Below are 26,773 nucleotides of genomic sequence, written 5' to 3'. Positions count from 1 at the left end.
CGTGACTAACTAGGTTAACGAAACGTCATTCCGTTATTTTTATTACATTAATCTTCTCATTATGTATTTTATCCGTTGGATATTCCACAATTTATTGTAAGTTTGCGGACGGATAAATAGATTCAATATGGGTAAGACGGTGTTTGCTATATGTTCTTTGCTGACGGCAATTCTTCTCAGTGCCTGTGTCTCTGACCCCCATCGGGGAAAGGAAACGGGGTGGGACAGTTTGTATACGGCCGGACATATACAGCAGATAACATTTGTCCGTCCGGACGAGGCGCTGGCTTTGCTTGATACGGCAGAAGACCGGCGCTTGCTTTCCCCCTTCGACATTAACGATTTGCGTTGTTTTGTTTATCATAATGGTTTGTCGCATTATAAGACGGCTTTGTTTTATGCGCGTAAGGCATATGCGCTGCCTGAGTCACGCAAAGACCCCGAACGTTTTTTGTCGCTTGTGTTTACGATGGCAGAAGATTGTCACAATAACGGAGATTATGCCGGGAGTGTGAAATATTGTGCCGAAGGGATGAAGCTAATACAAGAGACCGGGGACAAGACATACGAGGCGAACCTGCATGTCATGTGGGGGATGAACCTGATGGAAATGGAACAATACGATGAGGCTTTCCGGCACATGAACCTTGCTATCGGCATATTGGATGAGGAAGTCCGTAAGCATCCTTGCTATAAGACATGGGATGACCTTTTTTATGCGCTTGGCATGAAAGTTTCGTTGTTGTGGGACAAAGACCGTTACGCAGAAGCCCTTGCCATGCGTCCCCTTATTGCGAAGGCTTTACGCGGACTGGAGGCGAGTGAAGATACGCCCGAAGGTATTTTTGACATGCGTCGTGCCGAGACGGACGTGGTTTATTGTTGTATAGCGTACACAATAGGGAACAAGGCGGAAGGGGACAGCCTGTACCGTAGGGTGGAACAGAACGCTTATTCCTCTACATCCGATGGGGAGTATATCCGCATTCCTTGCTTGATATTGGCAAAACGTTTCGATGAAGCCCTTTATTATATAGGGCGCGAAAAACAAATCTTGAAAGAGACCACAGATACGGTCAATTGGGATTACATCAATCCGCATTTGCAGACCGAGCTGGAGGCTTATCAGGGAAAGGGAGATTGGAAGGCGGCTTCGCGTGTGCAGGAGACGATGCTTGCCCTGATTGATTCGCTTCGCAAAAAGGAGAGGAAAGAAGATGCGTTGGAGCTTGCCGAGATTTATAAGACGGATGAACAGGCGTACCGGATAGAGCGGCAGGCGGCTTCCATTCAGAAGCGCAACATGTATATTGTCTGTTTTATCGTTATTTTGGTTGTAGCGTGCTTATATATCCGCCATATATTGAAATCGAACCGCACAATCCGTTTGAAAAATGATACGATGGCGCGGACGATTGACGAACTGATGGCTTACAAAGATGAGCTTTTTATCCGCCAAGAAGAAAATATCCGTTTGCGGGAAGAACTGCAGCGGTTGGATAACGCGCCGGATAATCCGGAGCCTGAGACGGCAGGTGCGGAAGAAGAAGCAGACGATGTGCCTTCCCTTCCGGAATTAACGGAAAGAGACCGTGCATTATACGACCGTGTGAGTTATGAAATCATGAGCCGCCGGCTGTATCTGTGTCCGGGATTTAACAAGAAGGAATTGTTGAAAGAGATTCATGTCCCAGCCAATAAGTTTGCGGTTTTGTTTAAGGTGTTTGCCGGTTGCAGCTTTTCCCAGTACATACAAAATTGCCGCCTTGATTATGCTGTCCGCTTAATGCGTGAGCACCCACAGTGGACGTTGGACGCAATCGCCAAAGAAGCTCAAATGTCTAAAGGAGCTTTTAATATCCAGTTCCATAAGCGGTATGGCATGAAGCCTTCTGAATTTAGAAGCAGAGAACTTTCGTTGGACGAGGAAAAATAAGAAACTGTTTTTGAATTGATTTATACTTCACGCGGTATGAAATTGTGCATTTTAATGGAACACAGAAAACACGGAAAGACACAGGAATGACACACTATCCACCCGACCTGATTGAAAAACAGTGGCAAGTTATACCAAAGATTTTAGAACCGCAAGCGAGGAACCGGAAACATCCGTTTAAAGAGGTGACGGATACCTTGCACATTTCAAAACAGCTCCTTAATTTCTCCGATAAGTTTGTTTGGCAGATACAAATCAATGTATGATTGAAAGGTTCAGTATCTGTTTCAAACTGTCTTCTTTTTACGTTCTCCATATGGAAACCGTACGGTTTTCATATCGAGAACGTACGGTTTTCAATTGGAGAACGTACGGTTTTGAGATGGAAACTATAAAAAGATACCATTTGGATTGATAATATGACCCAATCAGCAACTTTAACTGTTTTGATTCTTTGATTAATTCAAAACAGTTTCTGAAAGGAGAGAACTTTTGATAATCAGTTTATTGCTTGCCTGATGTGATTTTCGTGAGACATAGTGGTGATTTTCATGAAACTTTTCTAGCCCACATTGTAGGGCATGTTAACTTGTACTGCCTAACTTTGTTCTTAATATGATGAATATACATTAAAAAGATTGCGTTTAAATAAAATAATGAGTATATTTACGCCCATAAGCTACATTTTGTTTTTTATTTAATGGGTGAATTTTGTGTCCAGACAAAATAGGTTTAAAATGTAATCTGAAAAAGTGATGTATTATATATTGCATGTTGCAGGCTGTTGTAAATCAATAGCAAGTAGTGATAAATAGACTTTTTGATATTCATTTAGGACATTTTGATATTGCATTAAGAGGCGTTTGATACATCTTTTCGGACTTTTTGAAATAAAGTGTAGAAGCAAGAGGTAGGTCAAGTCTTTAATTTGTACTAGCTTTGACATGCATTTGAGCAAAAATAAATTTTATGAATTGAATAAAACAGAAATCAGATATGAAACAAAATATCGTATCACCTCAAGCGATGATAGTTGGAGAAGGAGCTTATGCTGTCAATGAACTTCATTTAAGCATAGAAGATGCCTCGGAACAGAATCTGTTTATTTATCGTTATGCCGCCGGAGCACAATTCAATGTCAGCCGGAAGCTGCAGAATAATGTGATTTGCGGATTGGTGGCATTGACGGAAGATCCTTCTTCGCCAGGAGATATGATGTTGGCTCCGAATGCTACTCTTATAAATAAAGGTGTCATTGACATTCATTTCAAAGAATTGTATGCTGCTCATATTCGGAATGCACAGCGGTGTGGGGATGCTTATCAGGTCGATGCCTTGCGTGGGTATGCAATGGCTGCAGGTGCAAATTCGGTATTGATAAACGAAGGTGTCATTAATGTCTATATGGATCATGACGCCGATGCCGAGACTACGATGTATTGTTGTGCCATGTGGGCGGAAGCTGATTCGATGTTGGTTAATAAAGGAGAAATTCATTTCTATGGCAATGGTTCCTGGCAAGCATTGGTGCGTGGTGTAGGAGGTGTAGCCGACCATTTGCATGTGGTGAATGAAGGACTGATTACGGTAGATGTGGAACGTGCTTTCCAAACCCGTGTGTTACATACAGCCGGTATGTATGGTTCGCTTTGGAATAAAGGGCGTATTGAAGTGCGTGTGGCCGGACGTGTGATGACGATGGGAAGCGTGACAGGTACACAAATGCTTAATGACGGTGAAATTTATGTTACTTCATTGGCCACTTTGATTGAAGGGAAGATTCCTTATTTATTTAATTTCCCGCCAATGGCCACGGGTATGTATGAGCATTTCCGTCCGGGTGCTTTATTGCCGAGTCCGATAGTCAATAGGGGAGTGATTAAGGTGCATTTGATAGGTAGCAAAGCTTCTGGTCCTGATGCGATTGCTTTCGGATTTTATTATCAGATGGAAAATAAAGATAATGGGGAAACTCCGGTTCGTTTCGTTTCCAATGAAGGGACAGTGGAAGTAACTCAAGAAGGACCTGTGAATTATGTAACGGGAGAATTGGGCGTGAACATGCAGTTGAAAGAAGACAATCCGGTGAAGTTGAAAATCGGTACGTGGAAAACGCACAGCCGTGACTTCTCGCAGACACACGACTTGTTCGTGTGCCAAAGTGCGTGTTTTGACTTGTCGGAGCTAAACTTAATATTGGAGGATGGAGGTGTACTGCCTGATGTATCTGAATTGGTTTATCAGCTTCCTGTTGCTTTGCATCGGGGTGACACATGTATAATCAGCAAGTAGGAATGAATGTTATATCATTAAAATATAGAGAATTATGGACAACAAGATGGTGATTAATCACAAAGAAGTAGAAAAAGTAGATATGGGTAAAGGTGTAATCCGTCAAGATTTCGCCATGGGCAAGAATCTGAATGTATTGCACTGGAATATGTCTGACCAAAGTGTGGTAGGTATGCATACGCATCCGCAGGAACAATTCGGATATGTCATCAAGGGTGGTTTCCGCCTTACGATTGGCGATAAGGAATATGAACTGAAAGAAGGCGATGCTTATTTGGTTCCCGCAGATGTGCCTCATGGTTTTGTAGCTATAGGTGAAACGGAAGCCATTGATGTGTTCGCTCCGGTCAAGACAGTTTTTCCGTGGGATAAATAAGCATGAGTATCGGACCAAAATAGTTGATTCTCGATGAAAAAAATTATTGGATTATGGTTTTGGGGCATATTGCTGTTTGCCATATCGTCTTGCTCGGAGGATGAAGAGCCTGTATTCGTTCCGGAAGAAGAGGAAGAAATATTGATAACGGGTGAGTCGGGTACTACGGTGGTCAATACGAAAGATATTGTCTTGGGGATGAGCGAGGACGATGTGGTATTCGAAATGACTTCCACTATTCTGACGACAAGTGGCCGTGTGACGGAGACAACGCTTAATTGTTGCGCTATGGCTGGCATTAACTTTACGGATAATGGCGGGATGCTTGCAATGGATACGTTGAATACGGTAGAGGATGTGGTGCTTATCAATCGGGGAACCATTACCATTCATACCAAAGACTTAGTGGAACGGTATAAGGACCAGATTCAGACTCCGGATGACCCGGAACGTCCTTATACTTATCTTCGTTTGATCGCCATGTTTGTCGGAACGAATAGTACGATTATTAATGAAGGGGTCATCAATGTGTATTTTGACCATGATCCGTCTGTGACTTCTACGATTTATGTCATGGGAATGAACGGAGGCGGAAACTCATCGATGATTAATAACGGCGAAATTCATTTTTATGGAAACGGTTCTGTAGCTACCCGTTTGCGTGGTATGGCAACATTCGGTAATAGCATTTCCGCATTCAATAACGGTGTCATGACCGCAGAATTGGATATGTGTGAAGACGCGCGTATGATTACTACGGGCGGTACTAAATCGAATGTGATAAACGATGGTACGATGCAGATGCGGTTACCTGGTTATATACTTTGCATGACCCGTTACGGGGATTCTAATTTGATAAACAATGGTGTGGTTGACTTGACCATGGTTGACCTTCCTGAAGGATATACCGCTGTGGGCAACGCTGAGAATCCTGTCGTTTGTGCGATGTACGACCCTTTGTCGGACGGACGTACGCAGATGCCTTCTTTGGTGAACCGGGGCAGTATCAGCATTGCCATTGAAGGAAGTGAACGCTCTAATTCGGTAAGTCAAGGTTATGGCATGTATTGTGACTTGATGAGTGCCGGAGGGGGAGATTTGCAGGTGAATGTCATCAATGATGGAAGCATCGAAGTGTCACAAAGCGGTCCGATAGATTTCAGAATGGCAGAGGCTGGATTCATAACTCGTCCTGCGGTAAGAGAAGAAGCTTGCTGCATTAAGCTGGGACGTTGGAATACGACGTTACGCGATTTTTCCCAAACTCAGGATTTGTTTTACGGTCAAGGTGTCAATATGGATTTTGGCGGAGGAGAATTGCTGCTGAAGAAAGGAGAAGATTATGTGGACGGAACTTCTTACAGTGTAGCTCCGGAAGCATTGCTTTATAATGGAGGAAGAACGATGTTTCGTTATGAGTATTCCGGATATGAAAACTTTGACATAAAAGCAGCTGATGAAAGAAATGTTAATCTGACATGGGATAAAGAAAATAATCAGGTGTCTTTGTCTGACAAATAAAACAGAAAATAGAATATGGAAAATATAGTAAGAAAAAGTGTCCGTGTAGGGAGCGCAGGGTATTATGTCAACCGTGAACATCTGGTTATCACTAAGCCAGAGGCAGGTAATGTAGCGGATATTACTGAGCAGGCGATTGCCGCCGGTAAAGTGCTTAAGGGGCGTAATATCGTTCTGTATGCTTTGGCGGCATTGATGGATGATGAAGAAAATCCGGGACAGCAGCGTTTGGCTCCGAATGCGACTTTGATAAATGAAGGCGTCATCGAGATACATATGCATGACATTGTTGACGCTTATAAGGCGCAAGTAAAGGCTACGCCTGATGACCCGAACGGAACATATCGTTTCGTGAAATGTTTTGCCATGGCTGCCGGTAAGGATTCGACCATTATCAACGAGGGAATTATCCGGATTTATTTCGATCAGGAGAAGGATTTGGAAACGGCTGTATATGGAGAAACGTTGTTGGCGGGTGAGAATTCGACGGTTATCAATAATGGGACTATCGAATTGTTGGGTAACGGCTCATTCGATACACAGACCCGTGTCATCGCTCTTCCGGTCAATAATGTGACCATCATCAATAACGGGAAAATCAATGTGGATGTCGAGAAGGCTTCTACCGTCCGTGTGTTGGCTACAACAGGTACTGGCGGAACGATTGCCAATTATGGTTCTATCCGAATCAATTCGACAGGAAGAATCATGACGATAGCCCGTTTTGCCAATACGCATTTGATTAATGCCGGAGATATTGATATTGTTTCGCGTGCGCATTTCATTGTTAATAAGGTGTCGTTCTTGTACCAATCTTATCCTTTGGCATGTGCTTTTTATGAACATTCATTGCCGAATACCCAGCTTGTTCCTCCTTTGGTCAATAAGGGTACGGTGAAGATTCATTTGGAAGGAAGCGAGGCTTCTACTCCGAAGGCGGTTGCGTTTGGTATCTATAGCGAGATGGTAGGCAAGGAAGAACATATTCATCGCATGGAAAATACCGGCTCGATTACGGTGTCAAAGTCGGGGCCCTATGATTTTCTGGTAGCGGAAGTGGGCGTAAACGCTCAGTCGGCTAAAGATTTTCCGTATCATGTAGAGATAGGCGAATGGCATACGGAAGCCCGGAACTTTACAGAAACGAAAGATTTGTTTGTCTGCAATAGCGGAATCTTTGATTTCGCGCATACTCGTTTGACACTGACGGGAGATAATGCCGTGTCGGATGTAAAAGCTGAAGGCTTGGTTTATCAGCGTGACGAGGCGATGCAACGTGGCGATACCTTCCAAGTTCTGAATGCGGATAAATTGGTTATTACAAAGTAAGAGTGTTAAAAAAGCAGGTTTTTTCCCTGTATGTTTAATTTTAAATACCTATTGAGATTATGGCAAAGAAAGTTTTAATTATTGCAACGAATTATGGTTCATGGGGTGAGGAATTGCAGGCTCCGTGGGATGCATGTAAGAAAGCTGGTTTTGAAGTGACTTTGGCTACTCCGCAAGGAAAGAAACCGCTTCCTTTCCAAATCAGTGTAGACCCTGATTTTGTAGACGGTGTACAGAATATCAAGACTAATCCGAAAGAAGTTTGCGACCGCTGCAAGGAATTGGTAGATGGCGAAGAATGGGCACATCCGTTGAAATTCTCAGAAGTAAACATGGCTGATTATGATGCGATTGCTTTGACTGGCGGTCCGGGTGCTATGTTGGATATGTGTAATTGCTGGGAATTGCATAAGCTGATTATGGATGCTTATAAGAGCGGTAAGATTGTGGCTGCATTGTGCTATGCCGTTTCTACATTGGTATTCCTCCGCGACCCGGAAAATGATTATAAGTCGATTGTGTATGGCAAGAAGATTTGTGCTCATCCACGTGCATGGGATTTCTATGGTCCGGGTATGGCTATGTCATACGAATTGTATGGTGCAACTCCTGACAATTGCGGTACGAATGTGATTACTCCGGGATTCTTGTGGCCTATCGAAGACTTGGTTCGTGACGCTGTAGGTCCTAACGGCGCTTGTATAGCACGTATCAATGCAAGTCGTGAAGACCCGCAAGTTTATTACGATCATCCGTTTATTACCGGTACTTCGGTAGAATCATCTATCGCATACGGTGATATGATTGTGAAAGTGTTGAATTCTCTTAAATAATAATTATAAGGAGAGTCATGTGTGGGGTTAATTCCGCACATGACTTATTCCTTTTTTAATCAAAAAGCAAAATGCCGGCAATAATAATTCATAGCATTGAGATGACCGACGAGCAAAAGAAGATTGTAGCCGATAAGTTCATCTCTACCTTTTCCGAAGTAAGCGGAGTGCCTAAAGACCGTATTTATCTTTTTTTTAACGGATACGGTTTGAACGAGGCAGCTACAGGCGGAAAATTATTTTCTGAGAATCCTCCTAAAAGCGCGAAAGCAAAGTTTAACGAGGATGAGTGGGCTGATAAACAGAAGTAAAACTAACATATAATAAAAAGGATTTATTATGGATGTAAACCAAACCATCGTAAAAGCACTGGAAGATATCGGCGTGAGCTATGTATTTGGAGGGAGCGGACAGGTAAACGCCTCTATGTTGTTGGCTCTGCGCGATTCGAAAAAAATAAAGACCGTTATTATCCGCAATGAGCAGGCGGCGTCGTTCATGGCATGTGGCTACACTATGTTTAACCCGAATAATTTGGGTGTGTGCTTTGCGACGGGAGGTCCGGGTGCGTTTAATTTGTTCTCAGGCATGGCGGTAGCATTATCCGATTCGTTGCCCATATTGGCTATAACAGGATATACTTCAATGGGACAACGGGGAAAAGGTGCGTTGAACGAATCTACAGGATTGAGCCGTACGCCTGATTCGCAGGTGATGTTTTCGGCTACGACTAAAAAATCGTATGTATTGGAGCGGGCAGAAGATACGTGTGATATCTTGGAAGACGCTATAAATACAGCATTCGACGGGCGTCCGGGACCGGTGCATATCCATATACCGAAAGATGTGACTACGGCAGAAGTAACCAATTTCCGTCCGATTAACATCCGTGTAAAAGCGGTTAAGGCAACGGAAGAAGCTCTGCAAAAAGCGGCGGATGCATTGGCTGATGCAATCAGTAAGAATAAGAAAGTGCTGGCGATGATTGGTTATGGTTGCGTGCGTAGTGAGGCATCCGGCGAATTGCTCCAATTAATAGAAAGGTATCAAATACCGTTTGTCCAGACAATGGATGCCAAAGGATTATTGCCGGAGAATCATCCTTTGTGTTTAGGCATGTATGGAACATCGGGTGACAAGGCTGCTAATACGTATTTTCAGGAGGCGGAAGTCGTGCTCGCGATGGGAAATTCGTTCGCTCAAAATGCTACATTCTCATTCCAACCGGATTTATATGCGAATAAACAGTTGATTCATGTGAATATTGATCCGGCTGAAATCAATAAAGTGTATAAAGCTGATGTAGCGGTGGTAAGCGATATCAAATTGGCACTTCAGGAGTTATTGCCTTTGTTGGAGAAACGTAATTTGCCCTCCTTGCAAATCGGTACATTGCCCAACAGACATTATTATGAGGAACCGGTGCATACGGATGCCCAACGGATTTTTCCGGGAGATATCGTCCGTGTCTTGTCTCAGAATCTGCCAGACAATGCCATTGTAATGGGTGATGCCGGTTCGCACATGTTGTGGTTGAGCTGTTATTTGCAGTTGAATAAGAATCAGCGCTATCAGAATCCGGGAAGTTTCGGACCGATGGCAAGCCATACGAACGGCTGCTTGGGAGTGAAATGCGCTAATCCGGATAAAGTGGTGATTGCAGGCGTGGGTGATGGATGCTATCAGATGGCAGGATTCGAATTGATGACAGCAGTGCAATATAACATTCCTGTTATTTGGATTATATTCAATAACAGTGAATTTAATATCATCAAGAAGTTCTTGCTGAATATGTATAATGACGAGGCATATATGCAGTTTGAGAATCCGGATTTTGTGAAGTATGCCGAAGCATGTGGAGCGAAAGGATATAGGGTAGAAAAATTGGAAGAATTCTTGCCGGCGTTGCAGGATGCCATCGCGTTGAACAAGCCTTGCATTATTGATGTGTTGGTAGATAGTGAAGTGTATCCGCCTTTCAGTTTGGGGAGGGTATAAATATAAAAATGCATGTCCGTAATGAACCGGAGCAATGGTGTGCAAAATGAATATATACTTACTTTGCCAAGTCAGTTATCTTCGTGGGCTGTAGCAGTTAACTGGAATTGCTTATGAAGTATATATTCATTTTCCGGACATATTAATCAGGTTGAATACGGACATTCATGGCACGGAAAATTCTTTTGCCGGATCGGACAAATATTTATTCTACCATATCTTTCCTGAATGATAATGCCGGTTCATCATCGGCACATGTGTTTGGCAGAAAGTTGTTTATCAATGATGCTTTGTCGTTACAATGCGGATAAGCCTTCGTATATAGGAGGCGTGGTGAATTATCTGCGCTTGAGTGTGACTGTAGGCAAGCCTGTCCGCATGTTCTTATAAAAAATGGGAGGATAATTGAATATAAAAATGGAAGAGACAAAGAAATATTCGAAAATGTTGATACCGTCTATTTTATCGGTATCTGTGCTTACTATTATGGCACCTACGGCAGTATCTCCTGCCTTGGCTGCTATACGGGATGCATTCCCGCATATTTCGGAAACACAAGCCAAGTTGGTTTTAACCTTGCCTACGTTGATAATGATGCCGATAGGATTGTTTTCCGCGCGTCTTACTGCTAAGATAGACAAGAAAAAGCTTTTGCTTACCGGGATGATACTTTTTCTTGTATTTGGTGTGGCTGGAGGTTTTGTGAACGATTTCCGGCTTTTGTTGTTAATGCGTTTGTTTTTCGGAATAGGTTTAGGCATTATGACTCCTTTATCCACTTCACTGATATTTGATTTTGCTCCGGATACCAATAAACGTAGCAAGCTTTTGGGCTTACAAGGCTCTTTTAACCAGTTGGGCGGTTTGCTTTTTATGAGTTTGTCGGGTGTGTTGGCAAGTATTTCGTGGCGTTATTCGTTCTTGTGTTACGCCTTTGTGGTTATATCAATCGTATTGACCGCTTTGTTTATGCCTTCTATTCCACCGTTGGCTTCCCCCAAAAATGCTGCAGGTGGTGTAGGCAAGAAAACGGGAATGAATAAGAAGATATTTGTTTTAGCGTTTTTTGCCATGATGATATTTGCTTGTTACTTTGTGATAAATACCGACTTGGCGTTGTTTATGGACGTGGAGGGTATCGGCAATGCGAAAGAGTGTGGCTATGCGCTTTCTCTGATGCGTATCCCGGCGATTATTGCCGGTGTGTTGTTGGCTTGGATTATGCGGAATCTGAAAGACTGGACCATGCCTTTTGCCACGGTGATAATGGCGGCAGGATATGTCATTATCGCTTGCTCTCATTCGTATAGCGTCTTGATGGCAGGATGTTTGGTCGTGGGGCTTGGCGGCGGCTTCGCTTTGCCTCCCATTTCTCTTTTCTTGCCGCGCATTGTCACTCCGCGCCAGCGGACTTTAGGAGTAGCTATTATCATGTCGGTGGCTCAAGTGGGACAATTTGTGTCTCCGCTTTATACGGACTTGTTTGTAGATAATTCGATGGATGGTTCTGGTAGAATGCGTTTTATTGTGTGTGCCGTTACTTCTGTGATAATCGGTTTTTTGGTGGTGGCATTTGCTCATACTTTGCCGAAAAAACCGTTAGAAAATTGCATATCTACGAAGTGACGTAGAAAGAATTTAAAGGTATAAATTATTAGAATGAATAAGATATGGCAATTAAAATTTTAAGCGTAGACGATGAACAGGACTTGGAAATACTGCTGACCCAGTATTTTCGTCGGAAAATCCGCAAGGGTGAATACGAGTTCACCTTTGCGCATAATGGTTTGGAAGCCTTGCAATTGGTGTTGGAAAAGAAAGACTTTGATATTATTTTGAGTGATATCAATATGCCCGAAATGGATGGGCTTACTTTGTTGACCCGCATCAACGAGATGAGGAATCCGGCATTGAAATGCATTATGGTGTCTGCATACGGCGATATGGACAACATCCGTTCGGCGATGAACAACGGTGCATTTGATTTCGCTACTAAACCGATTGATTTGGATGATTTGTCACGCACGATAGAAAAGGCGATTGAGCAAATAAATTTTGTCAGAGAATCGCAGAATGAACATGATCAGTTGGAGTCTATTAAAAATGATTTAGCGGTGGCTGGTGAGATTCAGCAGGCTATATTGCCTCGTAAATTTCCGCCATTCCCTAAGTTGGCTGATGTTGTTGACATTTATGCCTCAATGACTCCGGCGAAAGATGTGGGTGGAGATTTCTACGACTTTTTCCAGATAGACGAAGAACGAATCGGCTTTGTAATAGCCGATGTATCGGGGAAAGGTGTCCCGGCATCCTTGTTTATGGCAGTAAGCCGGACATTGATTCGTGCTACAGGCATCAGGGGAGTCCCTTCTCATGAATGCATCAATTATGCTAATAAATTGTTGTGTAACGAAAGTCTTGACTCGATGTTTGTAACGGTCTTTTATGGTATTTACAATATCAAGACCGGCGAGGTGGACTATACGAATGCAGGGCACAATCCTCCGTATTTATTGCGTAAGAATAATACCGTAGAACCATTACCGCTTTCCAAGAATTTTATCGTAGGCGTATTTGATGATTTTGTCTATACAAATTCGAGCTTGACTTTGGAGCCGGGAGACACGTTGATTCTCTACACCGATGGTGTGACAGAAGCCTTTAATGAAAACCGGGAAATGTTTTCGGAAAGCGGATTAGAGAAAACCTTGAAGAGTGTACCGGGTGCAGGGAGCGAAGAAATAGCGGAAGCTATTTTGGAAGACTTGAAGGATTTTGTCGGGAACGAACCTCAAAGCGATGACATTACGATGTTGATATTGAAACGATTGAAATAACACATGTAGTACAATAAAAGACCTTTTTTTATGAAAGACAATTTTAAAGTATTCAAACCTGCCGATAAGATGCAGTTTGAATTTACAGATCTGATTGCCGGATATGTAAGCGATTTTAATGAAAGTGAGAAATGTTTTACGTTGACAACAACAGATAAACGTTCTTTCCCTGTATTGTTAACAGATACTACATTTGCGCGTTTGATGCGTAATTTGGACGAACCTTACCAGGATGCTACTGGTAATCTTTATCAGCTTTTGTCTCAAAATGGCCGTATGGCTTTTGTCTTTGGTATTTTCTATCCCCAACATGACGGGCAGTATACATTTGAAGCAAAACAGATAGATTTTCCGGAAAGAGAATTAGGTAAGTTCCGTTTTGAAGAATCCAACTGGTGGGCTAATCAGGCAAAAAGTATCTGTAACTTTTTTGTCCGTGCGCAGTTCGGTGATGGTGAAATCGATTATGAAAAATACCGTACGGCGGTAAGCCTGGGCGGCAAACGGGAAGTGAACTCTTTCCGCCAGGAAACCGATACGATTTCACGTATGATTTACGGTATGGCTTCCGCTTTTATGCTGACAGGTGAAGACATTTTCTTGGAAACAGCTGAAAAAGGTGTGGAATACCTGAAAAAACACATGCGTTTCTACGATGTAGATGAGAATGTGGTTTATTGGTATCATGGCATTGACATTGATGGGGACAAAGAAAAGAAAATCTTTACTTCTGAGTTTGGCGATGATTACGATGCCATCCCGATGTATGAGCAGATTTATGCATTGGCTGGTCCGATTCAGACTTACCGTGTGAACGGTGACCCTTCTATTTTGCGCGATGCTGAATTGACTATCGACCTTTTCGAACGTTTCTTCAAGGATAAGAAAGGAGAAGGATATTATTCGCATATAGACCCGGTATTGTTGAGTCCGGACAGTTCAAGCCTTGGCCCGAACCGGATGCGTAAGAACTGGAACTCTGTAGGTGATCATGCTCCTGCTTATTTGATTAACTTGTATCTGGCTACTGAGGAAAAGAAATACAAGGATTTCTTGGAATATACAGCCGATACTATCACTACACATTTCCCGGATTATGAGAATAGCCCGTTTGTAAATGAGCGTTTTATGGACGATTGGAGTCATGACCTGACATGGGGATGGCAACAAGACCGTGCGGTAGTGGGGCATAATCTGAAGATTGCATGGAACTTGATGCGTATCAATAGCATCTGCCCGAAGAAATCGTATGAAGAATTTGCCCAGCACATTGCAGAGGTCATGCCTCAAGTAGGTTTGGACGTACAGCGTGGCGGTTGGTATGATGTGATGGAACGCCGTTTGCATGGCAATCAAGAATATTATCGTTTCGCATGGCACGACCGTAAGGCATGGTGGCAACAGGAGCAGGCGATTTTGGCATACGAGATTCTGTATGGTATCTATGGCAAAGAGGAATATTTGAAATATGCACGTGAATCAGCTGCCTTCTATAATACTTATTTCCTTGACCATGAAGACGGAGCCGTTTATTTCAATGTATTGGCTAATGGCTTGCCTTACCTGCTGGGTACGGAACGTAAGAAGGGAAGCCACTCGATGAGTGCTTACCATTCAGTAGAATTAGCTTATCTGGCAGCTACTTATACCAATTTGCTGAATACCAAGAAACCGTTGACCTTATATTTCAAACCTATGGTAAATGGTTTCAAGGATAATGTATTGCGTGTACAACCCGATATCTTGCCTGTAGGAAGCGTGAAATTGCAGGAAGTATGGATTGACGGACGGGAATGGAAGAATTTCGATGCAGATAAGTTGACCATACAGCTGCCTGCCGTAGAATATCGTCCGAAAGTCAAAGTCGTTATTGTTCCTAAAGATTGAAAAAGATGAGTGCGGAAGTTCATAAAGTAGGTTCTGTGTTGGACGCTTCATCCAGCAAAGAAGAACAGCAAGTCATATTGTCTATTTTGGATGAAAACAAAAGTGTGATTTTGGACTTGTCTGAATGTAAGTATGTATCGAGTGCCGGATTGCGTGTCATGCTTTATGCTTATAAAGTAGCTGCATCCAATGGCTTGAATGTGTACTTGGTAGGTGTATCTAAAGAGGTGAGGGAAGTAATGGCTATTACAGGCTTCGAACATTTCTTTAAATACTTCGATACGGTAGAAGAATGTCAAAGTCAAATAGGGTAAGTATGCAGCGAGTAGATTTATTCCCGACACATGAGTATAAAGGATTGAAATTGCGTACAGGGCGTCCTTATCCTTTCGGGGCTACCGTAATGGGAAATGCTGTAAACTTTTCGGTCTATTCCCGTTACGCTACGGATTGTACGTTGGTTCTTTTCCATAATCATGAACCGGAACCGTTTGTCGAAATACCTTTCCAGAAGGAATTTAAGATGGGAAATGTATTCTCGATGATGGTCTTCGATTTGGATTTCGAGAATATCGAATATGGTTATCGGATGGACGGGCCGTGGAATCCGAAGGAAGGTCATCGTTTTGATAAGACGAAAATCTTGATGGACCCGTATGCCAAGTTGATTGCAGGACGTGACGTATGGGGTGCCCAGCCCGATTGGGACAATGTATATCAATACCGTGCCCGTGTGGTTTGTGATGACTTTGATTGGGAAGACGACCTTCCGTTGGAAACTCCGGTAAATGAACTGGTCATCTATGAAATGCACGTCCGTAATTTTACATGCGGTGCGGATGCGAATGTAAAGCATCCCGGAACCTTTGCCGGCATAGCCGAAAAGATTCCTTATTTGAAGGAGTTAGGCGTGAATTGCGTGGAATTGATGCCGATTCATGAGTTTGACGAATTTGAGAACAGCAAGCCTTCTCCGGTTGATGGGCATATGCTTTACAACGTATGGGGATATAGCAATGTAGGCTTCTTTGCCCCTAAAGCCGCATACGCATCTACCGGGCGTTTCGGTATGCAGGTGGATGAATTGAAAAATCTTATCAAGCAACTTCATGCGAATGGTATTGAAGTTATCCTGGATGTGGTTTTCAACCATACGGCAGAAGGGAATGAGAATGGGCCTTATATCTCGTATCGGGGTATTGACAATAAGACTTATTACATGTTGACTCCGGAAGGTTATTATTTTAACTTCAGCGGGTGCGGCAATACGTTGAATTGCAATAACCCCAATGTGCGGGATATGATTGTAGAAAGCTTGCGTTATTGGGTAACCGATTATCACGTGGATGGATTCCGTTTCGATTTGGCGGCTATCTTGGGACGTGACCAGAATGGATGTCCGATGCCTAATCCGCCTTTGCTGGAGTCATTGGCTCATGACCCTATTTTGGGTAAAACCAAATTGATAGCTGAGGCATGGGATGCCGGAGGCTTGTATCAGGTAGGTGCATTTCCTTCATGGGGGCGCTGGGCGGAATGGAACGGGAAATACCGGGATAGCATCCGCAGGTTCCTGAAAGGTGACGAACATGTATTGGGCGATGTGAAAGAACGTATCGCAGGTTCAGCCGACTTGTATGCCTCTCAAAACCGAGGCATTAAGGCAAGTGTGAACTTTATTACAGCACATGATGGATTTACATTGATGGATCTTGTATCGTATAATGGCAAGCACAATGAAGCGAATGGCGAGGACAACCGGGATGGAGAAGACAATAACAATAGCTGGAATTGCGGCTGGGAAGGCGAATGTGAAGATGCGGGAATCAACTACCTGCGTCATAAACAGATAAAGAATGCAATATCCTTGTTGATGGTAAGCCAGGGTATTCCGATGATATTATCGGGTGACGAAATGGGGAATACCCAATATGGAAATAACAATGCTTATTGTCAGGATAATGAAATCGGATGGCTCGATTGGACGAATCTGCAGAAGAATGAGGACATTTATAATTACTTCCGTAAGATTATCCGCTTCCGTCAGGCTCATAAAGCATTGCGTTTCGAATATCATTTCGGGCATTGTGATTACCGTAATCTGGGATATCCCGATTTCTCATGGCACGGTGTAAAAGCATGGCGTCCTGATACCGGATATAACAATCTGACCGCAGCCTTTATGCTGAACGGACGGTATGCGGAGACAGACGGGGTGCCTGATGATTTTATTTATGTAGCCATGAATATGCATTGGGACATGCATGGGTTCGAACTCCCGCAATTGCCCGAAGGCATGGCATGGCATGTATTTGCCAATACGGAAATGGCTGCTCCGGACGATATTTGCGAACCGGGAGAAGAGTGTATGATTGAAAACCAGCAGGAAATCCTGGTAGGGCCGCGTTCTATCATGATTTTGGTTGGGAAATAGAAAACTGTAAATAGTAAATTGTAAAATTATAAATTAAAAAGATATGGATAATCAATTTGTAATCAATCAGGAAGGTAATACCTTGACTATCGTTTTAGGTGACCAGCTTACTACAGGCAATGCTCCTGCCCTTATGGAAGAATTGAACGGATACAAAGGCAAGGGCATAGAAAAAGTTGTCTTTGATGCCACCAAGCTGGCTTATATTGCCAGTAGCGGTATACGTACCATTATTTTTGCCAAGCAGAAATTGGGCGGAAACCCTGTAATTGAGTTTGTGAATTGCGCTGCTGATATCCGTAGCGTGTTTGAAATGACAGGTCTGCAGAACTACATTTCTTTCGTAAGCAAGTAAGCAGGTAATGCTATGAAAGAATTGGTTTTCAAGCCTATTGCAGGCAGAACGGAAGAAATCATTGATGCCATCCTCCAGACCGGGGAGGTGGCATCATGCACCAAGGAATTGTATGCCATTCATCTGGTTTGCGAGGAACTGGTGGTCAATGTGGTAAGTTATGCTTACCCTGAAGGCGTGGAAGGTTATCTGAAGATTCAGATAGAGAAGGCCGACGGATGCATCACGCTGAAGTTTATTGATGGAGGTGTGCCGTTCAATCCGTTGGAAAGGGATATGCCGGATGTTTCTCTTCCGCTGGAAGAACGCCAGATAGGGGGACTTGGAATCTTCCTTACGGTTCAGATGATGGATAACGTGTCGTATGAACATGTAGGTAATGAAAATATATTGACTATCAAGAAAAAGATTGATGATGAAAAATAAGATAGGAATACTTATAGAAAGCGATTTCTATGAAAATGAAATCTTCTATTATCAGTTCCGTTTCAAGGAAGCCGGGTATGAGGTTCATTTTCTGTCCCGTCTTTGGGGCAACGAGGGCATTACGTTTAGCGGGCATGAATTCAGGGCACCGTTTTATTGTAATGAGAGCTTTGAGGCGCTTGATGATGAGGCTCTTAATGATTATGCAGCTATTATCGTGCCTGCAGGTATGGTGTCAGACCGTCTTCGGTATACCGAAGATGTGACGAAGCTTCCTCCTGCATGTGTGTTCTTGCAAAAAGTATTTGCGCGCAAGGACATCGTTAAGGGAGTGATTTGCCACGGCTTGTGGTTGTTCTCTCCTGTAGCCGAACTGGTGAAAGGAAGAAAGATGACCGTGCATAATAATCTGTTGGGCGATGCCAAGAACTATGGTGTAGAGTATGTTGATGCAGATGTTGTGGTCGACGGAGACTTGGTTTCGGCGCGCACCGGAGGGCATTGTTATTTGCTGGCTTTCGAGATATTGAAAACGTTGGCAAGCAAATAAAACCTATTAAAAGGGGACGTTTCTTTTGTCCGCAAGTGTGGGTATGTTGTAAGGCCGGCTTGTTGCTGGTAAAAACGCATATACTTGCATGGGCGGACGGAGATAGTTCCATCGGACGGCGGAACTGGCTTCATAAGCCATCGGAGCCAGTTTCGTTTTCTTTGTTAAATGATATATACTGAAATTCGAAGTGAAAAAGCATGGTTGGCATATCTTGAGTGTTTTTCTTCTCGTTGTGGTGGTGATATTGGGATATTTCAATATCGGCTTATCCCGGCGGGTGGATGCTTTACGGGCTCAGCTGGATGAGTATAAGGAAAAAGAAGGTAAGTCGTATGTGGTGGAACGTATCAGCAAACAGATGGAAGACATAGCTTATCAGCAAAAAGATATTTCCGAGAAGCAACGCGAAGAAGCGGTATTCCAGATGGGAGTGGCCGAGCAGATGCGCATACGTGCCGAAGAAGAGCAGAAAAAGGCGGAAGCTTTTTCCCGCAATGCGGTTGAAGCTAGAAATATGGCGGAGAACCAGCGTGAGCTTGCCGTACAACAGCAACTTCGTGCCGAATATGCAAGGAATGTGGCTGATACGTTGAGCAATGTGGCATTGGGACGTGCTTTGGCTTTGCTTTCCAATGTGCAATATAGGGCTGGCAATAAAGATGTGGCGGCTTTGCTTGCGTATGCTTCGTGGAAATATACATCCGAATATAAAGGGAATGTGTATCAGCCTGTTATTTTTAATGCCTTGGGACAGACCAGTGAAAGTTTTGTGTCCAGGAATCTCCATAAGGGAGGTGTCACGAAGATAGTTCAGTCTTCGGACGGTAAAAACAGTTATGTCTCGGTGAGTAACTATGGAGAGGTGAACCGATGGCGTTATGATGAGGGATTTGTTGGGAATGAAGTGTTGTTCAGCAATCCGGAGTATAGTTTCAGAGATGTTTATTGGGATGAAAATAATGTGGTGTATGCCTTGTCATACGATGGGAGGATGCTTGTCATAAACGGGAAATCGGCAGAGACCTTTCTCTTGCCGGAAGATAACGGGTGGATGAGGATTGTTCCTTTCGGCAATGGACAGCTGCTTTTGGCTTCGGCTATGCACCTTTATATATATGATAAGAAGGAGGACCGGATAAAGAAAACCATTTCTCTATCAGAACCTCTTGCCGCTTTGGGATGTAAAGAAAACCAATGGTTGGCATTCGGTAAGGAAAACGGCTTATGGAGGATAGGGCGTGAAGGGGAACTGGTTCCTCAGGAACATTTTATTAAAGAGCAAGTTACGGCTTTTTCCTGGTCGTCTGACTTGAAAATGGGAGCGGTCGGAGTAGAGAATGGAAATATTTATCTGATAGATGAGACGGGGAATGTGGTAAAATCGCTTGTGGGGCATCGTTCCCGTATAACTCAACTTGAATTTAAAGGGCAATACTTGTTCTCTTCCAGTTATGATTGCACCGTAAGCTTGTGGGACATCAGTGCCAGCAAGCAGGAGGCGGTATCGTTGAAGACTTTATCCGGATGGGTGCATTGCATTTGCATGGCGGAAGATAATACGATATGGACAGGAGATGAGAGTGGGGCAGTGTCGCGCATCATGATTTCTCCCGACGAGATGGCTGCTCTTATCCAAAGCAAACTGAAGCGGGATTTTACCGATGATGAATGGTCGTATTATGTAGGGCGTAATGTTCCCCGCATACGGCTTAAATTAGTAAACAAAATTAAAGATTGAAGACGATGAAACGATATCTTCTGTGTCTGGTGTTTTTGCTGCTTGCCGGTATAGGGCAAATAGAGGCAAAGGGCGGGATTCCTTTCTTTGTCAATTATTCTCCTGCGGTTTATCATGCGCACAACCGTAATTTTGATATTGTGAGTGATGATAGCGGGCGGGTGTATGTTGCCAATTTCGAAGGGGTATTGTATTACGACCAGACGGAGTGGCATACGATTCATGCTCCGGGGGTATTCCGGATTACGAAATTATTTAAGGACAACCGGGGACGAATCTGGGTAGGCGGATACAATCTGTTCGGATATCTGACCTCAGACGGGAATGGAGAACTGGAATTGCAGATGGTATTCTCTAAAAACAATAAAGGCTTTTTGGGCGAAGTGACGGATATCGGGGAGAAGGATGGGAAGATTTATGTTACGACTTCGCTGGGTGATGCGGATATTCAGGATGATTCCATGGACGGTTTTATTGTTAATCAGGACAAATCCGATGATATCCGGTATTATAAAGAGGCATTGGTAAACAAGCGGTTGACGCTGGAGGATGGCTCGGTCTTGTTGGCTACGGCTGGAAATGGTTTTGTGATGTTGGATAAAGAGGGGAATGAAGTGTATGCGCTGACAGAGCAAAACGGGTTGTGCAATAACAATGTGAATGGCATTTATGTAGACTCGTCAGGTTATGTGTGGGGAGCTACCGATAATGGTCTTTTTTTAGTAAATATACATACGGCATATACTTATTTCCGCTCTAACGAGGGCTTATCGGGTGAAGTGCAGTCCATTTGCCATACCGCCGACGGGCTTTACGTAGGCACTTTGCAGGGCTTGTTCTACAAGGAAGGTGATGTTTTTGAACCGATTCGGGCAATCCAGCATGCCTGTTGGCAGCTCCAGCAAGATGCGGCAGGGAATGTCTATGCTTCTACGGCTGGCGGCTTGTATGCCGTATATGGCAGGCAGGCACGGCAAATAACGGGCAGCCATACGCTTTCTGCCTATGTTTGCGGAGATGGAACGTATTATACGGGTGAAGTGGATGGTGTTTATCAGGTCCGGCAGGGTGAAAGGAAACAGCTGAACATTATCGAGAAGGCTACCTATTTTTATGTAGATGACGATAAGACGTTGTGGGTAAGGAATATTTATGGACAGGTGTTCCGTTGCGAAGGAGACTATTCCGGGTATGTTATTCTGGCTCCCGAAAATGCCAAAGGGGAGAAAGACAGTTTTAACAATACGCTTTTCGTCCAGAATGGAATCATATTTGTGTTGAGCCATGTAGGGTTGTTTAAGTGGGATAAGGCAGGGAAAAAGTTGGTAGAAGTGGCGGACCGCTCTTTGTGGTCTTCGGATATCCAATATCCCCAGTTTGTTTATCCCGAGCCGGGCCGGCGTGTCTGGGGAACAAATAATGACGGGAAAAACCTGCATATATACACCAAAAAACAAGGGATAGAGGAGATAAATGCCCTTTTGCGTCCCATACATGATTTGACAATAGGAACAATGGAGACCGACGGGGATGATGTATGGTTGGGAGGAAATTTCGGACTGATTCATTGGAATATGGCGGTGAAAGAACCGGATTATGCAAAGAAATCTCATGTATACATCCGGCGCATTGTGATTGATAATGATTCGGTGGTATGGGGCGGATTTGATGAGGGAGACTGCCTGGGGGTTACGCTTCCTTTTAAAGAGCTTTCATTTAATAGCGGCATCCGTGATATCAAGGTGTATTTCTCTTCGGACTTGTTCTCTGTTCTGGGGGCAACGGAATACCGTTACCGGTTGGATGCCGGTGACGAATGGTCGGATTGGAGTACGGAGACTTCGGCACGTTTTGCCAATCCACGTTCGGGGCGTTATACATTTCAGGTTATGGCACGCGACCGGTACGGGCGTACGATGGAATCGTTGACATTGCCTTTAACCGTGCGTTATCCTGTTTATGTACGTTGGTATAGCATCGTATTGTATATCGTTGCACTTTCATTGCTCATCCTGTTTTTGATAAGGTGGCGTATGCGCCGGCTTTTGGCGGAGAAGATGCGTCTGGAGCATATCGTGGAAGAACGGACCTCGCAAATACGTAATCAGAAGGACGAGATTGAAGAAAAATCCAAAAAGCTGGAGATTGCCCTCGATGATTTGAGCAAGGCTCAATACCAGCTTATCCGTCAAGAGAAGATGGCTACGGTGGGTGCGTTGACCAAAGGGCTTGTAGACCGTATTCTGAACCCGATGAATTATGTGAACAATTTCTCGCACATGAGCATCGGGCTGGTAAAAGACATCAAGGATAACCTGGACGATGACCAGGAGAATATGACTTCGGACATTTACGAAGATTCCGTTGACGCACTTGATATGCTGAATACGAACCTGAAGAAGATTGAAGAGCATGGATTGAACACGACGCGTATATTGAAAGCAATGGAGGAAATGCTGAAAGACCGGAGTGTGAATCCGACGCTGATTAATCTGGCATCGATTTGCCGTAAGAATATAGAGATGCTTCATGCGTATTATGCTGAAGATATAGCTGAGTGTCATATCCGGATAGAATCACCGGATAAGGAAGCGATGGTTGTAGCGGAAGTGGATGCAGAACAGTTCAGCAAGGTCGTGATGAGTATGCTGGCAAATAGCATGTATGCGCTTCGGAAAAAACGTCAGCAAGGTAAGGCTTTCGAACCCTTGATACGGTTGCGGGTTTTCATTGATGCCGATTCAAGCCAGGCGAAAGTAAGTATTTATGATAATGGTGTTGGCATTGAGTCCTCTATTATAGACAAGGTATTTGATCCGTTCTTTACCACGAAAACTACGGCAGAAGCGGTGGGAGTAGGTATGTATCTTAGCCGGGAAATCATACTCAATCATGGCGGGGACATAACTATACAATCGGTTAAGAATGAATATACCGAATTTGTTATTTCTGTACCTGTCCACCATCCGGAAAATGGGAAAAAGAATGATGCGGATGAGAAAGGGGAAGAGAATAATTAAGAAAACAAAAAGATTAACTCAAAAATCTCAAGATATGGAAACGATAGAACAATTGAAGCGGCAGGTAGAAAGTTTGCAAGACCAGTTAAGGCAGCAGGAAAAAATGGCTACATTGGGTTTGCTTACGGCAGGAATCGTACACGAGATACGTAATCCGTTGAACTTTGTCATCAATTTCAGCAAGCTTTCTGGAGACTTGATAAAAGATTTGGAAGAAGATATCGAAGCCAATACGGCAGATATTGACGGGGATGACGTAGAGGATATCCGGGATATAATGGAAAGCCTGAAAGAGAACCTGCAAAAGATAAAGGAACATGGCGACCGGGCTATCAGCATCATTCAGAATATATTATTGTATTCGCGTGGGAAAGAAGACGAGTTTATTCCGACGGATGTATGCAAGCTGGTAAAGGAATATGTATGGCTTTCGTATCATGCGATGCGGGCAAATCTGAAGAATTTTAATATCTCTATCTTGGAAGATTATGGAAAGGATATTCCGATGATGTCTGTAGTGCCTCAGGATTTGAGCCGTGCCGTATTGAATGTGATGAACAATGCTTGTTATGCTGTGTGGGATAAGGCGCAGAACGGGGATGCCGACTATAAGCCGACGGTCTCGGTCAAGGTGGCACGGCAGGCGGAAGAGTTGGTTATCTCAATCACCGATAATGGGGTAGGGATGAGCCCTGAAGTGAAACAACGGCTGTTCGAGACTTTCTTTACGACCAAGCCTACAGGACAAGGTACGGGGCTGGGAATGTTTATCACCCGTAGTATCATTGAGGAGAAACATCACGGACGCATTGAGTTTGATTCAGAAGAGGGCCGGTTTACTACATTTTCATTAATAATACCGATTAAAGCATGAGAAAATGGATTGTTACTTTCTTTTTGCTGGCAGCATCCATGGCATGGGCGCAAGACGATAGTGAGCTGCGCCAGATTTATATGCAGGCAGAAGAAGAATATACCATAGGACATTTTGATGCTTCCATTCGTTTGTTGAATGAGAATATCGCAGGGTTTGACGGGGCATTGAAGACCAGTGCCTACCGCTTGCTTTCGTTGTGCTATTTAGGAAAAGACCATGTACAGGATGCTGAAAAATATGCTTCTCTCCTTTTGAAAGAAGACCCGTATTATAGCACATCCATCCATGACCCCTTGCGCTTTGCAGATATGATAGAACGTCTGAAACGAGGTGAAGAAGCTACTATTACCACAGCTTCACAACAGGCCGAATCCATAGAAGAAGCTCCGGTACCGGTTACATTGATAACGGAAGAGATGATTAAGGCATCGGGGGCAAGGAATTTAAAAGAGGCCTTGCTTGCTTTTGTTCCAGGTATGACAGATATTGAGTCAAATGAAGAAATGAACATTGCTATGCGTGGTATATATTCATCTGGTCAAGAGAAAATACTTATAATGCTTAACGGACACCGTTTGAATAGTTATTCAACGAATACTTCGCGTCCTGATTTTAGTATTAGCTTAGATAAAGTGAAACAGATAGAGGTTTTGCGTGGTCCGGCTTCTTCTCTTTATGGTGGTGTGGCATTAACCGCTGTGGTTAATATTATTACACATACTGGTTATGAAATCAATGGGGCTGAAGTAAAAATAGGCGTTGGAAACTATGGTCAGGTAAAGAGTAGCTTTTTGTTTGGAAAGCAATATTTGGATTGGAACATTATGGGATGGGCATCTGTTTATAATTCTTCAGGAGAAAAGGTGAATGTTCCGGTTGAAGAGCAAATGGGGGTTTTGCCTGTTCCCGGTGATATAATTATTGGTGGTTTTAACAAAAAACCGTCATTTGATGTAGGATTGAATTTAGGTTGGAAAGATTTTAGTTTGTTGTATAATACAAATTTTAGTAAAACTGTAGCACCTTATTCAATGAGTTATTTTTTTGCTCCCTATTCGTATGACCGCTATCGAACTTTTCAAGGTAACGCTCCTGGGTTTGCTAAATTATCTCATCATTTAAATGCTTCTATCGAAAAGCAATGGGAACGTTTTCAAATGAATGCTGGATTTATTTTGGATATGGAAAATCAAAGTAGATACCAAATAGCAGGAGATACTGTTCCAGATGTAGGATATAATATGTTTTTCCCTGTTGGAACAAATGATACAATTATTTCGACAAAAGGTGCATTTCAATATCATAATTGGCAAGAAACGACTTGGGGGGGATTCTTAAAGGGAAATTATCAATATAATTTAAGTGAAAATCATAAAGGTACAATAAGCGCGGGCTTGCAATTCGATAGATTTCATCTTAGTGATTCTTATTATGTTGAAGGAGATAATTTTGATAGAGTCCTTGTTACTTATGATGATAAAAAAAATTTATATGTTGGGTCTGAAATAAGTGTGAGTGCTTATGCGCAAGTAAAACACCAATGGAAAGATTTTTTGATTTTGAATGCAGGCTTACGTTATGATTATAAAAAACGTCGGAATAATCAAGTAATACAAGAATATTCTCCTCGTTTAGCTTTAATTTTGATACAACCTAAATGGAATCTGAAATTTAGTTATGCTAAATCTTTTGTGGATGCACCTTATTTTTATCGGAATAATACGCTTGATACAACTACAGGAGGAGAAAATTTATTGTCGGAGTATTTGCATTCTTATCAGTTAACTTTTGTTGCTAATGATTGGTTTAAAGATTTGAATTTTGATATTAATTGTTTTTATAATAAAGCTACTGATTTTATAGTACCCGATGGATTGGTTTATACGAATGCAGGTAGGTTGGAAAATATTGGCTGTGAATTATCTTCTTCATATTCATTTCGACGCTTTAAAGGTTGGTTTAATTTGACTTGGCAGTATGTTTTATCTTCTGATAAATATAATGTGAAAGGTCATGATGTGTATAACGTACCGACAATTTCATCAAATCTCATTTTGATGTATGAAATTTTTCGAAATTTCAATGTTCATACCCATTTAAATGTATTATCAGATCAGACTTCATTATACGAAATACCTGATGAGCAGGGGAATATGTTTTCTGAGGAATTAGGTATCCCAGCACGTGCTGTTTGGGATGTAGGGATTGATTATAAATTTAATAGGTTTAATGTCGAATTTAATATTAATAATCTCTTGAATAAAACATATGAGCAAGGAGGAAGTAGTATAGCCCCAATTCGTCAACGTGGATTATGGTATATGTTAACTTTATCTTATAAATTTAATAATTAAATAAAAT

Annotated in this window: 20 protein-coding genes; all 20 read left to right on the top strand. The window is 42.9% G+C overall.

Annotated elements, in window-relative coordinates; genetic code table 11:
• The first annotated feature begins 127 nt into the window (after window positions 1-127).
• Window positions 128-1,936 (top strand): helix-turn-helix domain-containing protein, encoded by a 1,809-nt coding sequence (locus tag BACSA_RS09220; RefSeq protein ID WP_013617836.1) that lies wholly within the window; start codon window positions 128-130, stop codon window positions 1,934-1,936.
• 996 nt (window positions 1,937-2,932) lie between these two features.
• Window positions 2,933-4,228: a hypothetical protein gene (locus BACSA_RS09210; RefSeq protein WP_013617835.1), complete on the top strand. Its 1,296-nt coding sequence runs from the start codon at window positions 2,933-2,935 to the stop codon at window positions 4,226-4,228.
• A gap of 34 nt (window positions 4,229-4,262) precedes the next feature.
• Window positions 4,263-4,604: a cupin domain-containing protein gene (locus BACSA_RS18915; RefSeq protein WP_013617834.1), complete on the top strand. Its 342-nt coding sequence runs from the start codon at window positions 4,263-4,265 to the stop codon at window positions 4,602-4,604.
• 33 nt (window positions 4,605-4,637) lie between these two features.
• Window positions 4,638-6,125: a hypothetical protein gene (locus BACSA_RS09200; RefSeq protein ID WP_013617833.1), complete on the top strand. Its 1,488-nt coding sequence runs from the start codon at window positions 4,638-4,640 to the stop codon at window positions 6,123-6,125.
• 15 nt (window positions 6,126-6,140) lie between these two features.
• Window positions 6,141-7,454: a hypothetical protein gene (locus BACSA_RS09195; RefSeq protein ID WP_013617832.1), complete on the top strand. Its 1,314-nt coding sequence runs from the start codon at window positions 6,141-6,143 to the stop codon at window positions 7,452-7,454.
• A gap of 59 nt (window positions 7,455-7,513) precedes the next feature.
• Window positions 7,514-8,287, top strand: a complete 774-nt coding sequence (locus tag BACSA_RS09190; RefSeq protein ID WP_013617831.1) for a type 1 glutamine amidotransferase domain-containing protein — start codon at window positions 7,514-7,516, stop codon at window positions 8,285-8,287.
• Between the two features lie 71 nt (window positions 8,288-8,358).
• Window positions 8,359-8,598, top strand: a complete 240-nt coding sequence (locus tag BACSA_RS09185) for a tautomerase family protein (RefSeq protein ID WP_013617830.1) — start codon at window positions 8,359-8,361, stop codon at window positions 8,596-8,598.
• Window positions 8,599-8,626: 28 nt separating this feature from the next.
• Window positions 8,627-10,285, top strand: a complete 1,659-nt coding sequence (locus BACSA_RS09180; RefSeq protein WP_013617829.1) for a thiamine pyrophosphate-binding protein — start codon at window positions 8,627-8,629, stop codon at window positions 10,283-10,285.
• 417 nt (window positions 10,286-10,702) lie between these two features.
• Entirely contained in the window at window positions 10,703-11,911 is a 1,209-nt protein-coding gene (locus tag BACSA_RS09170) for an MFS transporter (RefSeq protein WP_013617827.1), read from the top strand.
• A gap of 44 nt (window positions 11,912-11,955) precedes the next feature.
• On the top strand, window positions 11,956-13,122 hold the full coding sequence (locus BACSA_RS09165; protein ID WP_013617826.1) for a PP2C family protein-serine/threonine phosphatase: 1,167 nt from the start codon (window positions 11,956-11,958) through the stop codon (window positions 13,120-13,122).
• A gap of 30 nt (window positions 13,123-13,152) precedes the next feature.
• The gene (locus BACSA_RS09160; RefSeq protein WP_013617825.1) at window positions 13,153-15,009 is read left to right on the top strand and encodes an AGE family epimerase/isomerase; all 1,857 of its coding nucleotides are present in this window, start codon (window positions 13,153-13,155) and stop codon (window positions 15,007-15,009) included.
• A 5-nt stretch (window positions 15,010-15,014) separates the two neighbouring features.
• Complete coding sequence (locus BACSA_RS09155; protein ID WP_013617824.1) at window positions 15,015-15,323, top strand: STAS domain-containing protein; 309 nt, start codon at window positions 15,015-15,017, stop codon at window positions 15,321-15,323.
• Window positions 15,324-15,325: 2 nt separating this feature from the next.
• Window positions 15,326-17,443: a glycogen debranching protein GlgX gene (gene glgX / locus BACSA_RS09150; protein ID WP_013617823.1), complete on the top strand. Its 2,118-nt coding sequence runs from the start codon at window positions 15,326-15,328 to the stop codon at window positions 17,441-17,443.
• Between the two features lie 43 nt (window positions 17,444-17,486).
• The gene (locus BACSA_RS09145; protein ID WP_013617822.1) at window positions 17,487-17,798 is read left to right on the top strand and encodes an STAS domain-containing protein; all 312 of its coding nucleotides are present in this window, start codon (window positions 17,487-17,489) and stop codon (window positions 17,796-17,798) included.
• Between the two features lie 12 nt (window positions 17,799-17,810).
• Window positions 17,811-18,224 (top strand): ATP-binding protein, encoded by a 414-nt coding sequence (locus BACSA_RS09140; protein ID WP_013617821.1) that lies wholly within the window; start codon window positions 17,811-17,813, stop codon window positions 18,222-18,224.
• Window positions 18,211-18,774 carry a DJ-1/PfpI family protein gene (locus BACSA_RS09135; protein ID WP_013617820.1) on the top strand — a complete coding sequence of 188 codons (564 nt, stop codon included), beginning with the start codon at window positions 18,211-18,213 and terminating at the stop codon, window positions 18,772-18,774. Before BACSA_RS09140 ends, BACSA_RS09135 begins: the two co-directional genes overlap by 14 nt.
• A gap of 190 nt (window positions 18,775-18,964) precedes the next feature.
• Window positions 18,965-20,515: a WD40 repeat domain-containing protein gene (locus BACSA_RS09130; protein ID WP_013617819.1), complete on the top strand. Its 1,551-nt coding sequence runs from the start codon at window positions 18,965-18,967 to the stop codon at window positions 20,513-20,515.
• A 5-nt stretch (window positions 20,516-20,520) separates the two neighbouring features.
• Window positions 20,521-23,535, top strand: a complete 3,015-nt coding sequence (locus BACSA_RS19345; RefSeq protein WP_013617818.1) for a sensor histidine kinase — start codon at window positions 20,521-20,523, stop codon at window positions 23,533-23,535.
• Window positions 23,536-23,569: 34 nt separating this feature from the next.
• Window positions 23,570-24,409, top strand: a complete 840-nt coding sequence (locus BACSA_RS09115; protein ID WP_013617817.1) for a sensor histidine kinase — start codon at window positions 23,570-23,572, stop codon at window positions 24,407-24,409.
• Window positions 24,406-26,766, top strand: coding sequence for a TonB-dependent receptor plug domain-containing protein (locus BACSA_RS09110; protein ID WP_013617816.1), 2,361 nt, complete (start codon window positions 24,406-24,408; stop codon window positions 26,764-26,766). The genes BACSA_RS09115 and BACSA_RS09110 overlap by 4 nt, the downstream gene beginning before the upstream one ends.
• Window positions 26,767-26,773 lie beyond the last annotated feature (7 nt).

Source organism: Phocaeicola salanitronis DSM 18170 (genome assembly GCF_000190575.1).
Taxonomy (GTDB): Bacteria; Bacteroidota; Bacteroidia; order Bacteroidales; family Bacteroidaceae; genus Phocaeicola; species Phocaeicola salanitronis.
This window is presented reverse-complemented; position numbering and strand designations above follow the sequence as displayed.